This window comes from Nocardia sp. bgisy118 (assembly GCF_057708605.1).
The window spans coordinates 1-13002 of record NZ_JBYISM010000008.1 but is presented as its reverse complement, the minus strand read 5'-3'; the positions used below and the strand labels follow the sequence as shown (position 1 = coordinate 13002).

At 68.4% G+C, this 13002-nt stretch carries 12 protein-coding genes; 10 read left to right on the top strand and 2 right to left on the bottom strand.

Annotated elements, in window-relative coordinates; all coding sequences use genetic code 11:
- Window positions 1-118 precede the first annotated feature (118 nt).
- Genes AC3EO7_RS12200 through AC3EO7_RS12155 form a run of 10 tightly spaced genes read left to right on the top strand, consistent with a single transcriptional unit; the run spans window position 119 to window position 10552 of the window.
- Window positions 119-883, top strand: a complete 765-nt coding sequence (locus AC3EO7_RS12200) for an MlaE family ABC transporter permease (protein WP_431967061.1) — start codon at window positions 119-121, stop codon at window positions 881-883.
- Window positions 884-887: 4 nt separating this feature from the next.
- Complete coding sequence (locus tag AC3EO7_RS12195; RefSeq protein WP_431967059.1) at window positions 888-1739, top strand: MlaE family ABC transporter permease; 852 nt, start codon at window positions 888-890, stop codon at window positions 1737-1739.
- A 6-nt stretch (window positions 1740-1745) separates the two neighbouring features.
- Entirely contained in the window at window positions 1746-2915 is a 1170-nt protein-coding gene (locus AC3EO7_RS12190) for an MCE family protein (protein WP_435591222.1), read from the top strand.
- Complete coding sequence (locus AC3EO7_RS12185; RefSeq protein ID WP_431967055.1) at window positions 2912-3937, top strand: MCE family protein; 1026 nt, start codon at window positions 2912-2914, stop codon at window positions 3935-3937. The genes AC3EO7_RS12190 and AC3EO7_RS12185 overlap by 4 nt, the downstream gene beginning before the upstream one ends.
- Window positions 3934-4995, top strand: coding sequence for an MCE family protein (locus tag AC3EO7_RS12180; RefSeq protein ID WP_435591221.1), 1062 nt, complete (start codon window positions 3934-3936; stop codon window positions 4993-4995). Before AC3EO7_RS12185 ends, AC3EO7_RS12180 begins: the two co-directional genes overlap by 4 nt.
- On the top strand, window positions 4992-6254 hold the full coding sequence (locus AC3EO7_RS12175) for an MCE family protein (protein ID WP_431967051.1): 1263 nt from the start codon (window positions 4992-4994) through the stop codon (window positions 6252-6254). Before AC3EO7_RS12180 ends, AC3EO7_RS12175 begins: the two co-directional genes overlap by 4 nt.
- Window positions 6254-7498 (top strand): MCE family protein, encoded by a 1245-nt coding sequence (locus tag AC3EO7_RS12170; RefSeq protein WP_435591313.1) that lies wholly within the window; start codon window positions 6254-6256, stop codon window positions 7496-7498. Before AC3EO7_RS12175 ends, AC3EO7_RS12170 begins: the two co-directional genes overlap by 1 nt.
- A complete protein-coding gene (locus AC3EO7_RS12165) occupies window positions 7495-8913 on the top strand; it encodes an MCE family protein (RefSeq protein WP_431967049.1) in 1419 nt (472 codons plus the stop codon). The genes AC3EO7_RS12170 and AC3EO7_RS12165 overlap by 4 nt, the downstream gene beginning before the upstream one ends.
- Window positions 8910-10067: a hypothetical protein gene (locus AC3EO7_RS12160; protein WP_435591220.1), complete on the top strand. Its 1158-nt coding sequence runs from the start codon at window positions 8910-8912 to the stop codon at window positions 10065-10067. The genes AC3EO7_RS12165 and AC3EO7_RS12160 overlap by 4 nt, the downstream gene beginning before the upstream one ends.
- Complete coding sequence (locus tag AC3EO7_RS12155; protein WP_431967045.1) at window positions 10064-10552, top strand: h domain protein; 489 nt, start codon at window positions 10064-10066, stop codon at window positions 10550-10552. The genes AC3EO7_RS12160 and AC3EO7_RS12155 overlap by 4 nt, the downstream gene beginning before the upstream one ends.
- A 27-nt stretch (window positions 10553-10579) precedes the next feature.
- Here AC3EO7_RS12155 and AC3EO7_RS12150 read toward each other — a convergent pair whose 3' ends face one another.
- On the bottom strand, window positions 10580-11986 hold the full coding sequence (locus tag AC3EO7_RS12150; RefSeq protein WP_435591312.1) for a sensor histidine kinase: 1407 nt from the start codon (window positions 11984-11986) through the stop codon (window positions 10580-10582).
- A gap of 140 nt (window positions 11987-12126) precedes the next feature.
- Window positions 12127-12864: a response regulator transcription factor gene (locus tag AC3EO7_RS12145; protein ID WP_431967043.1), complete on the bottom strand. Its 738-nt coding sequence runs from the start codon at window positions 12862-12864 to the stop codon at window positions 12127-12129.
- Window positions 12865-13002 lie beyond the last annotated feature (138 nt).

Here is a 13002-nt window from a genome sequence, read left to right as displayed (position 1 = left end):
AAATGTGACGAAAACGGCACGGCGACCATGTGAACATGTTCTAATCAATCCGGCGACGCGGCCATGGTGCCGTGTCGCGCCATGAGCAGTACGTGCAGTTGAGCTAGGAGGATCGCGGATGAACGAGGTCCTTGCTGTCCCGTTGCGGGCCGTCGGTGGGTTCTTCGAACTCACCGCCGAGGTAGCCCGCGCGAGCGTCCGCAGGCCCTTTCAAGCGCGTGAGTTCATCGATCAGTCCTGGTTCATCGCGCGCGTGTCCATCGTGCCGACCCTGCTGGTCGCGATCCCGTTCACCGTCTTGGTGAGCTTCACGCTGAACATTCTTTTGCGCGAGATCGGCGCGGCCGACCTCAGTGGTGCGGGCGCGGCTTTCGGCTCGGTCACCCAGGTCGGACCGATCGTCACCGTGCTCATCGTCGCGGGCGCCGGCGCCACCGCGATCTGCGCGGACCTGGGCGCGCGCACCATCCGAGAAGAGATCGACGCGATGCGCGTCCTCGGCATCAACCCCGTGCAGCGGCTGGTGGTGCCGCGGGTGCTGGCCTCGATGTTCGTCGCGCTCATGCTCAACAGCCTGGTGTGCACGATCGGCATCGTCGGCGGCTTCCTGTTCTCGGTCTATCTGCAGGACGTGAACCCGGGCGCCTTCGTCAACGGCATCACGCTGCTCACCCATCTGCCCGAGCTGATCATCTCCGAAGTGAAGGCCGGATTGTTCGGGCTGATCGCCGGACTGGTGGCCTGTTACCTCGGCCTGAACGTCAAAGGCGGTCCCAAGAGTGTCGGTGATGCGGTGAATCAGACCGTCGTCTTCGCCTTCATGGCCCTGTTCGTGGTGAACGTGGTGGTCACCGCCGTCGGCATCAAGTTCACGGTGCGGTGACGCGATGGCCTTCGTGATCCAGTCCCGGTTTCCCCGCACGGTGCGGCGGGCGCGCCGGATGTCGGACTCGCTGGACTCGGTGGGCAAGCACGCCGTGTTCTACGCGCAGGCGCTGGCCTCGATGCCGCGCGCCCTGACCCACTACCGAACCGAGACCATCCGGCTGATCGCCGAGATCAGCATGGGCACCGGCGCACTCGCCGTCATCGGCGGCACGGTGGTGATCGTCGGCTTCCTGACGCTGTTCGCGGGCGGCACCATCGCTGTGCAGGGCTACAGCTCGCTGGGCAATATCGGCGTCGAGGCGCTGACCGGCTTCTTCTCCGCGTTCATCAACGTGCGCATCGCGGCGCCGGTGATCTCGGGCATCGGTCTTGCGGCGACCATCGGCGCGGGGTCCACCGCGCAACTCGGCGCCATGCGGGTCTCGGAGGAGATCGACGCGCTCGAAACCATGGCGATCCGGCCGGTGCCGTTCCTCGTCGGCACCAGGGTGCTGGCCGGGATGATCGCGATCGTGCCGCTCTACGCGCTGGCCGTGATCGCCTCGTTCGTGGCGGCGCGGTTCGCCACCGTGGTGATCTACGGGCAGTCGGCGGGCGTCTACGACCATTACTTCTCGACGTTCCTCATCCCCAGCGACATTCTCTGGTCCTTCGCCCAGGCGATCTTCATGGCACTCGCGGTGATGATGATCCACACCTATTACGGCTATTTCGCCGCGGGCGGACCGGTCGGCGTGGGTGTGGCTGTCGGCAACGCGGTGCGGGCCTCGCTGGTCGCGGTGGTCACGGTGACCCTGCTGATCTCGCTGGCCATCTACGGCACCTCCGGCAACTTTCATCTTTCCGGGTAGGGCGGTATGGAGAAGATCAAATACAAACTCGCCGGCCTGGGAATGGTGCTCGTGCTGGTCGCCGTGGTGGCGATCGCGCTGACCATGTTCCTCGGCGGGTTCACCAAGACCGCGACGGTGCTGGTCGAGGCGCCGCGCAGCGGCCTGGTGCTCGACCCGGACGCCAAGGTGAAGCTGCGTGGGGTCGAGATCGGCCGGGTCTCCGAGGTGACCCAGCACGACGACGGCGCCGAGCTGAAGCTGGCGATAGACCCCGAACTGCTGAAGATGGTGCCCGCCAACGCGGGCGTCGACATCAGGTCCACCACCGTTTTCGGCGCGAAGTACGTCAACTTCGTTGTGCCGGAACAGGCATCGTCGAAATCGTTGCAGCCGGGCGCGACCGTCGTCGCCGAGCAGGTGACCGTCGAGTTCAACACGCTGTTCCAGCATCTGTCCGACGTGCTGGCCAAGGTGGAGCCGGAGAAGCTGAACGCGACGCTCTCCGCCCTCGGCACCGCGCTGCAGGGCCGCGGCGAGACCCTCGGCGAGCTGCTGGTGAACCTGGACGTCTACCTGCGCGAGATCAACCCGACGCTGCCGACACTGCAACAGGATTTCGCGGCCACCGCCGACGTGTCGAACCTGTACGCGGACACCGTGGGTGATTTGCTGCGGACCGTGGACAACGCGGTAGCCACCAGCCAGACGCTGGTCGACGAACAGCAGGGCCTCGACGACGTGCTCGCAAACCTGGTCGGCCTGGCCGACACCACGGGCTCGGTGCTGCGCGAGAACGAGAACAACCTCGGCACCGCGCTCGATCTGCTGCGCCCGACCACCGGCCTGCTCGAGGAGTACGCGCCCGGCCTGCACTGCATGATCAACGCGATCGGGCGGCTGATGCCGATTGCCAACATGATGTTCGGCGGTCTGCAGCCGGGCGTCACGATGAACACCAACTTCATGTTCGGCGCCGAGCCGTACAAGTTTCCGGAGGATCTGCCGAAGGTGAACGCGACCGGCGGCCCGCGCTGTGAGGGGCTGGACAACCGGGTGCCGGGCAGCCACGCGAACTACATCGTCACCGATACCAACGAGGGCGCGCCCTACGTGCCGTCGATGAAGCTCGAATTCAACGGCCCCAAGGTGTTCCAGCTGCTGTTCGCCGGGCTTCCGGGGGTGAGCGCGCCGTGAAGAACACCGCGACGACGGTGAAGCTGGCCATCTTCACCCTGGTGATGACGCTGGTCTTCGCCGGACTGGCCATCGTGTTCAGCCAGATGCGCTTCGCCAGGGAATACGGATACCACGCCGTGTTCACCAGCTCTTCGGGCATGTTGCCCGGGGCGAAGGTGCGCATCGCGGGCGTGCCGGTCGGCTCGGTCACCTCGGTGAAGGTGGGCAAGGACAACCTGGCGCACGTCGAGTTCGACGTCGACCGCAAGCACCAGCTGCTCACCAGCACCCGCGCGACGATCAAATACGAGAACCTGGTCGGCGACCGGTACATGGAGCTGCTCGACGGGCCGGGCTCGGCCGAAAAGCTGCGCCAGGGCGGCACCATCGGCACGGACAAGACCGCGCCCGCGCTGGACCTGGACATGCTGCTCGGCGGCTTCAAACCGCTGCTGCGCGGGCTCGATCCTGGCCAGGTGAACGACCTGACCAACGCGCTCTTGCAGATCTTCCAGGGCCAAGGCGGCACGCTGGTCTCGCTGCTCAACAGCGGCGGCTCGTTCGCCAAGACGCTCGGCGAGCGCGACGCGCTGATCGGCAGCGTCATCAACAACCTGAACGCCGTGCTCGCGACCATCGATGAGCGTGGCGAGCAGTTCGACACCACCCTCACCGAATTGCAGCGGTTGGTCAGCGGCCTCGCCGCCGACCGTGATCCGATCGGCGACGCGCTGCCGAGGATCGCGGGCGCCACCGGCGACCTCACCGACCTGCTCGCCCAGGCCCGCCCGGACCTGCGCGGCACGATCGAGCAGACCGGCAGGCTGGCCACCAACCTGGACAACGGCTCGGACACCGTCCAGTGGGTGCTGGAGCGGCTGCCGGAGACCTACCGGAAGCTGATCCGCATCGGTTCCTACGGCTCCTTCCTCGCGCTCTACATATGCAGCACGAACTTCATCGTCGACGGACCGAACGGACAACCGCTGCACATCAACATGCCCGGCGGACAGGAGACGGGAAGGTGCGCCCCCGAATGAACGAGCGATCCCCGGCCGTCACGATCGGTATCGTCGGCATCGTCGTCGCGATCGCGGTGGCGCTCTCGGCCTTGCAGTTCGACCGGCTGCCGTTCATCCGCGGCGGCGCGATCTACACCGCCTACTTCGCCGACGCGGGCGGGCTGGTGCCCGGCGACCCGGTGCAGGTCGCCGGCGTGCGCTCGGGCCGGGTCGACGATGTCGAGCTGGCGGGCGCCAAGGTACTGGTGAAGTTCACTCTCGACGAATCGATCGTCTTGGGTGACAAGACCTCCGCGGCCATCAAGACCAACACCGTGCTCGGGCGCAAATCCTTGGAGCTGCTGCCGCAGGGCCAGGGCGCGCTGCGCCGCGACGACACCATTCCGCTGGAGCGCACCACCTCGCCGTACTCGCTCAATGAAGCGCTCGGCGATCTGGCGGGCACGGTGCACGGCCTGGACATGGTGAAGGTCGACGAGACGCTGGACGCCCTCTCGGAGACCTTCGCCGACACCCCGGCCCCGCTGCGCGCGGCGCTGGACGGCGTCACTCAGCTCTCGCGCAGCATCAACGCGCGCGACGAGGCGCTCTCCGAACTGCTGCGGCGGGCGCAGAACGTCACCAAGATCCTGTCCGACCGCAGCGCCCAGATCAACGCGCTGCTGCTCGACGGCAACGAACTACTCGGCGAGCTGGACCGCCGCCGCACCGCGATCCAACAGCTGATCGTGTACGTGAACGGGCTCGCCCAGCAGCTTTCCGGCTTGGTCGCCGACAACGAGGCGCAGCTGAAACCCGCGCTGGACCGGCTCAATTCGGTGCTCGCCCTGCTTCAGCGCAACCGCGACAACCTCACCCAGGCGCTCGACGGGCTCGGCCCGTTCGCCGCCGCGCTCGGCGAGCAGGTCGGCAACGGTCCGTGGTTCAACGCCTACGTGGTGAACGCGACCTCCGTCGGTCTGCAGCCGTTGGTCGACGCGCTGGTGTGGCCGCAGCACCTGCCGGACGACCTGCGCAACTTCTTCTTGAACCCGCCCCCGTCGATCGGGCCTGCGGTCCAGGAGCCGCCGCGATGAAAATGCCGAAGGTTGTTCAGAAAGGCCCGCGCTGGGCGTGGGTGGTCGCGGGCGTGCTGGTCGCCGCACTGGTGGCGGTCGGCGCGTATCGCGGCATCACCAAGATCGGGACCACCACCGTCACCGCGTTCTTCCCGTCGACGACGGGCCTCTACGTCGGCGACGACGTGCGGGTGCTCGGCGTCGACGTCGGCGAGATCGACAAGGTCGAGCCGGGTCGCGATCAGGTCCGGGTCGAGTTCACCATCCGCCGCGGCATCGACATCCCCGCCGACGCGCGCGCGGTGATCATCTCGCCCTCGCTGGTCTCGGCCCGCTTCATCCAGCTGGCCCCGGCCTACACCGGCGGGCCCAAGCTGGCCGACGGCGCGACCATTCCGATCCAGCGCACCGCCGTACCGGTCGAGTGGGACGACATCAAGGCCGAGTTGTCCAAGCTGGCAACGACTCTGGGCCCGGTGGGCGACGACGAACAGGGCTCGTTCGGGCGCTTCATCGACACCGCCGCGAACAACCTGGACGGCAACGGCGACCGGATGCGCGAGACCCTCCGCGAGCTCTCCGCCACCCTGAACACCCTCTCCGATGGCCGCACCGACCTGTTCGGCACCATCCGCAATCTGCAGCAGTTCGTCGAGGTGCTCTCGGCGAGCAACGAGCAGATCGTGCAGTTCGGCGGCAGGCTCGCCTCGGTGTCCTCCGTGCTGGCCGGCGTCTCGGCGGATCTCGGTGCGGGACTGGACAATCTGGACCTCGCGATGGCGGACGTCAAGCGTTTCCTGGACGGCAGCGGAGCCGAGCTCACCGAGGGCGTGCAGCGGCTGTCCGACGCCACCCAGATCCTGGTGGACAAGCGCCCCGAACTGGAACGGGTGCTGCACTCGGGTCCCACGGCGCTGGTGAACTTCTACCAGCTCTACAAGCCGGCCCAGGGCACCATCACCGGCGCGGTCGCGCTGAACAACACGGCCGACCCGCTGAGCTTCCTGTGCGGCTCGGTGCGCGCGCTGGAGGAGAACGATTCGGATCGCTCCGCCGACCTGTGTGCCACCTACCTCGCGCCGGTGATCGACTCGCTGGCCATGAACTACGCGCCGATCATGCTGAACCCGGCCACCGGCGTGCACGCCTTCCCCAACCAGATCGTCTACAGCCCGCCCAGCCTGGAGGAGCGCGTTCCGGTGCAGACGCCGCAGCCCGCGCCGATCACCGTGCCGAACGGGCTTGCGGGCCTGGCCATTCCGGGAGGAGGTCGATGATGCGACCGATGCGCAAGACCGCCGTCCTCGCGATGGGCGTCGCGCTGACCCTCGGCGCCACCGGTTGCCAGTGGGACGGCCTGAACTCGTTGCCGATGCCGGGCGCCGAAGGCACCGGCGAGGGCTCGTACCAGGTCAGTATTCAGATGCCGAATGTCACCACGCTGACCCAGAATTCGCCGGTGCGCGTCGACGACGTCCCAGTGGGGACGGTGACCGGCATCGAGGTGCAGAGCTGGCACGCGCTGGTGACCGTCTCGCTGGACGGCAACGTGAAACTGCCCGCCAACGCGACCGCCAAGATCGGTCAGACCAGTCTGCTCGGCAGCAACCACATCGAGCTCGCCCCGCCGACGGACGTGCCGCCCGAAGGCCAGCTGAAGGCGGGCGACGTCATCCCGCTGGACCGTGCCGGGGCGTACCCGACCACCGAGCAGGTGCTCTCCTCGTTGTCGGTCGTGCTCAACGGCGGCGGCGTAGCACAGCTGGAAACCATTACCCGCGAACTGAATTCCGCGCTGAGCGGACGCGAGGACGCGATCCGCGACCTGCTGCCGCAGCTGAACGAGCTCACCACCAACCTGGAGGCGCAGACCGGTGACATCATCGCCGCGCTGAACGGGCTGGACCGGCTCGGCGGGCAGCTCGCCCAGCAGCGCGCCGTGCTCGGCTCGGCGATCGAGCGCATCCACCCGGCGCTGACGGTGCTCGCCGACCGGCGGGAGAACATCACCCACGCCCTCACCGCGCTCGGTGAGCTCAGCGACGTGACGCAGCGGGTGATCAGCACCAGCGGCGAGAACCTGAAGGCGAACCTGGCCAGTCTGGAGCCGGTGTTGCGGCAGCTGTCCGACACCGGAAACAACCTCATCGAGTCGCTGAAGATCCTGCTCACCTTCCCGTTCCCGATGGAGAACATCGACAAGGCGATCAAGGGCGACTACCTGAATCTGTTCATGACGGTGGACATGACGGGCAAGCGCCTGGACTCGAACTGGCTCACCGGCACCCCGCTCGGCGGCCGCTTCGGCGGCGTCGAGGGCATCGTCGGCAGCTTCGCGCCGCCCACCGCCAGCGACAGCGGCAACCCGGCGACCGGTCCGCTGCAGCCACCCGCCCAGGGCCAGCCGACGCCGACCATTCCCGGTCTGCCGCCGATCCCCGGTCTGCCCGCCATTCCCGGCCTGACCGTGCCGCTGCCGGGAGCGGGAGACACTGCGCCGCAAGGGAGTCCGGGCCGATGAAGCTCACCCGATTCGTCCGCGTCCAGCTCGGCATCTTCGCCGTGCTGACCGTCATCGGCCTGACCATCATGGCGGGCACCTACGTGCAGCTGCCCGCCATGTTCGGCATCGGGCGCTACGACGTCACCGTGCAGCTGGCCGCGACCGGCGGCCTCTACCCGCACGCCAACGTGGCCTATCGCGGCACCAATGTCGGCAAGGTGCAGGAGGTCCTGCTCACGCCGGAGGGCGTGGAGGCGAAGCTGTCCATCGACAGCGACTACAAGGTCCCGTCCGACGTCGACGCCTGGGTGCGCAGCGTCTCGGCGGTCGGCGAGCAGTACGTCGACCTGATTCCGGCGGAAAGCCCCAGGGGCGGCAATCTCGCGGCGGGCGCGGTGATCCCGCAGGAGCGCACCAAGCTGCCGCAGGACGTCGGCACGCTGCTCGATCAGACCGACCGCCTGCTCTCCAGCGTGGCCGATACCCGGCTGCGGCAGGTGATCGACGAGGCCTTCCGCGCGTTCAACGGCGCGGGACCCGACCTGCAGCGGTTCATCGACTCCGCTTCGTTGCTGGTGCAGGAGGCGCAGAACAGCAGCGAGCCGACCAAGAAACTGATCGAGCAGATCGGCCCGCTGCTCGACACCCAGATCCGCTCGGACGCGGCGATCCGGTCGTGGACCGCCGACCTGGCCACGGTGACCGATCAGCTGCGGGCGCACGATCCGGCGCTGACGAACATCCTGCGTGACGGCCCGGCCGCCTTGCAGCGCGTGTCCACGCAGTTCCAGGATCTGAAACCGACGCTGCCGCTGCTGCTTTCGAACCTGGTCAGCCTGGGGCAGGTCACCACGATCTACCACGCGGGCCTCGAGCAGATCCTGGTCGTGTACCCGCCATTGGTCGCCGCGCTGATGACCGCGGTGCGGGGACCGGTCGAGTACGGCGTGCTCGTCGACTTCATGATGACCATCAACGATCCGCCCGCCTGCACCACCGGCTTCCTGCCCGAAGACGAGCGCCGCTCGCCGAGCGAACTGAACTCCGTGCCGACCCCGCCCGGTCTCTACTGCAAGATTCCGCAGGACTCGCCCATCGAGGTGCGCGGTATCCGCAACACGCCGTGCATGGAGTACCCGGGCGTGCGCGCGCCGACGCCGGAGCTGTGCCGCACCGGTTACGTTCCCATCGGCGACAACCCGCCGTTCGGTCCGCCGCGGCCGGTGGCGCCCGCGAGCGGTCCCGCGCCCGAGGACACTCAGGTCGCTCCCGCGTCGTTCAGTACGCCCGCGGCCGCCAAGTCCTACGATCCGGCTACCGGCGTGTACATAGGCACCGACGGTCGCACCTACCGACAAGGTGATGTCGGGCCCGGCGGTTCCGGCACGGTACCGCCGAGCTGGCAGGCGATGCTCGAGGAGCAGCAACGATGAGTGAAATCAGCGGAGATGCACATCGCGCGCGCAGGCGGGCCGTTCGCTCGGCGGGCCCGCCCGTGGAGGGCGCCGACGCGGTGACGGAGGAGTCGGCGACGGATGCCGCTCGGCTCGGCGGCGAGGAGACCGCCGGGCGGGTGAAGGCTGCCGAGAGTGTCGGGCGGACTGCGGATGCCGAGGCCGCCGGGCAGGCGAAGGCCGGCGAGAGCGCCGGGCAGGCGAAAGCTGCCGAGAGCGCCGACCGCCCGAAGCCTGCCGACAGCGCGGAGCGAGCAAAGGATGCCGACAGCGCCGAGCAGGCAAAGGATGTCGACACCGCCGAGCTGGCGAAAGATGCTGACAGCGCGGGGCCGGCGAAAGATGCTGAGAGCGCCGGGCAGGCGAAGAATGCCGACAGCGCGGTGAAAGGTGCTGACAGTGCTGGGCAGGCGAAGATCGCCGAGATCGCCGAGGCTGTGGAAAACGCCGACACCGTCGCGCTGACGAAGGGCGAGCCGAAGGACAGCGGTGCTGCCGACCCGGTGCAGGTTTCGGCGGGTGTGGAATCCGCCGGTGCGCCGTCTGCCGACCTCGGTAAGGCCGAGGCCGAGACGGCGACGTCCTCGGATGAGACCTCCGGTTCCACCGACGGGGACGACACCGCCGAAGGCTTGCGCGGCGACCGGTCCGTCGTCGGAAGCATCGTGGCGGTGGCCGTCGCGGCGGTCCTCGTCCTCTCCCTCGTCGGGGGCGCGGTCGCCTCGGTCTTCGTCGCGAGGGCCGCCGGCGAGCGCGACGAGCGCCGCACCGCTTACGTGCAGACCGCGCGGCAGGCCATTCTGAATCTGACCACCATCAGGGCCGACTCCGCCAAGGAGGACATCGACCGGATCCTCTCGATGGCCTCCGGCCAGTTCAAGACCGAATTCGACGGCCGGGTCGATCCGTTCCTGAGCATCGTGCAGCAGGCCAAGGTCGTCTCCAACGGCGAGATCGTCGAGGCCGCGCTGGAAAGCGACGCCGACGATTCCGCGAAGGTGCTCGTCGCCGCCAAACAGACCCTGACCAACGCGGGCCAGGCCGAGCCGCAGACGCGGTTCTACCGGTTCCGGGTCACCGTGACCCGCACCGACTCCGGCCTGTCCGCCTCGAATGTGGAGTTCGTGGCATGAACGGAACACGGGGCTTGATCGCGGCGGGCGCCGCGGGCGCGGTGGCGCTGGCGGCGGTGATCGTCATGGCCATCAACGGATTCGGGTACTGGTCGGACCGGCAGGACGAGCAGGCCAGGCAGGACGCGGTCACCGCGGCCGACCGGACGGTCTCGGCCATGTTCAGCTATGACTACGGCAGCGTCGACACCGTGCTGCCGAAGGCCGCGGACAACCTGTCCGCCGACTTTCGCGAGGACTACCTGAAGCTGATCAGCCAGGCCATCGCGCCGGGCGCCAAGGAGAAGCAGCTCACCGTGCGGGCCACCACCCAGGCGAGCGGCGTGGTCTCCGCCGACCGCGACCACGCGGTGGTGCTGCTGTACCTGAATCAGGTGACCACCAGCAAGGAGTCGCCGCAGGGGACCACCACCGGCAGCCGGGTGCGGGTCGCGCTGGACAAGACCGACGACCGCTGGCTCGTCGACTCCGTGACGCCGATCTAGGAGTCGCTCGATCCAGGAGTCGCCGCTCTAGGAGTCTCGGGGCAGCCGCACGGTGAATGTGGCGCCCGCGCCCGGGGTGCTGGTGACCCGCACGTCGCCGCCGTGCGCGGTGACCAGCGCCTGCACGATGGACAGACCCAGACCGGTGCCGCCGCTGGCGCGGGCGCGCGAGATGTCGGTGCGATAGAAGCGCTCGAAGATCCGCTCGGCCTCCTCGGACGGCAGGCCGGGACCGGTGTCGGCCACCTCGAGCAGCACCTCGTCGTCGCCGGGCGTGAGACGAACGGTCACCGAGGCGTCCGGCGGGGTGTGCGTGAGGGCGTTGTTCAGCAGATTCGCCAGCACTTGGCGCAGCCTGGCCTCGTCGCCGTTGATTTCCAAAGTTCCCGAACCGGAACACACTTCGAGGGCGATCGGGCGGCGCGGGCCGTCCGGATCGGCGGCCGCGGCGACCGCGCGGGCGTTGTGCACCGCATCGCTGGCGACCGCGAGCAGGTCCACCGTGCCGCTCTCCAGCGGGCGCTGCGCGTCCAACCGGGCCAGCATCAGCAGATCCTCCACCAGCAGACCCATCCGCTGCGCCTCGCGTTCGATCCGGTCCATGAACATCCCGGGATCGGTGGCCGCGCCCTGCCGGTACAGCTCGGCGAAACCGCGAATGGTGGTGATCGGGGTTCGTAATTCGTGGCTGGCGTCGGCGATGAAGCGGCGCATCTTCGCCTCGGAGCTCTTCGCCGCCGCCTCCGAGGCCTCGGTCGCCGCGAACGCGGATTGGATCTGCGCCAGCATGCCGTTCAGCGAACGGGACAGCCGATCCACCTCGGTGTTGGTGCCGCGCACCGGAACCCGGCGGTGCAGATCCCCCCTGGCGATGGCCGCCGCGATGTTCTCCACCCGGCGCAGCGGGCGCAGGCTGCTCCTGATCACGAAATACGCGGCCAGCGCGAGCGCGGCGAGAACGGCGAGGCCGATCACCAGCTGGAGTGTCACCAGCCGCTGGACGGTCTGCTGATTGTGGGTGAGCGGCAACGCGATCGTGGTGATCGTGTCCTGGTGGTGCACGGTCACCACGCGCCATTGGACGTCGGAATCACCGACCGAACCCACCGTCACCGGCTCGAGAGAAGGCGGATTCGGCAAATCGGGGGTGGCGTCGACATTGAACGGCTGCAACACGAAAGTGCCCGTGCCGTTCTTGTTCTCGGTGACGATGTAGAACGGGCTCGGCGCGGTGCGCTGATCCGGCGGCGGAGTCGGCGGCGGCAGCGGCGGGCGCGCGGTCCTGGCGCGGGTCATCGCGGCATCGTGCAACTGCTGATCGGTGCGGTTCAGCAGCGACACCTCCAGCGACGACGTGACCGCCCAGCCGGAAGCCAGCAGGCCCAGCGCCGCCAACACCACCAGGGCCACCACCAGCGTCACCCGCAAGGGGATGGCGCCGAGCCGCTGCGCGAACGCTTCCCGCGCCCGGCGCGCCCGGCCTGCTTCGCGGGCGGCGCGCCGCTGCGCCGAAGGGCGAGTTCGCTTGGCGGCGGGCGCTTTCCGATCGGCGTCTGCGCGCACCGAGCCGATGCTCACGGGCCCAGCGGGCGGCCGCGCTGCGGCGCCCGCATCACGTAGCCGACACCACGCAAGGTGTGGATCAGTCGCTGCTCGCCGGTGTCCACCTTCTTGCGCAGATACGACACGTAGGTCTCCACAACACCGACCTCGCCGCCGAAGTCGTAGCGCCATACGTGATCCAGGATGCGCGGCTTGCTCAGCACGGTGCCCGCGTTGACCATGAAATACCGCAGCAGGGTGAACTCGGTGGGGGAAAGGGTGACCGGCTCGCCCGCCTTCCACACCTCGTGGGTGTCGTCGTCGAGCTCGATGTCCTCGAAGCGAATGCGCGAACTCTCCTTCGCGGATTCGCAGGGCCCGGCGCGGCGCAGCACCACCCGCAGCCGGGCCACCACCTCCTCCAGGCTGAACGGCTTGGTGATGTAGTCGTCGGCGCCCAAGGTCAGGCCCGCCACTTTGTCCTGCACGTCGTCGCGGGCGGTCAGGAAGAGCACGGGCGCGTCGATGCCGTCGGCGCGCAGCCTCGGCAGCAGGCCGAAGCCATCGATGCCAGGCATCATCACGTCGACGATCAAGGCCTGCGGCCGGAAGCTGCGGGCACGGTCCAGCGCCTGCGCGCCGTCGCTCGCGGTCTCCACCTCGAAGCCCTGGTAGCGCAGGCTCACCGAGAGCAGTTCGAGGATCATCGGCTCGTCGTCCACCACCAGCACTCTGGCCTCGGGGGACTGATCCGCGGGCGCACCAGTCATGAGTTCATGGTGCGCCAGGTATCTGCGAGGATGCTGGACCTTTCCTGGGAACTAGCTGTGTTGATGGTTCGGTGATCCGGGGCGGGTTTGCGGGAAGTGTCTGTTGGCGCGCTGGCGCGCGCGTGTTCGCGGCCCCCT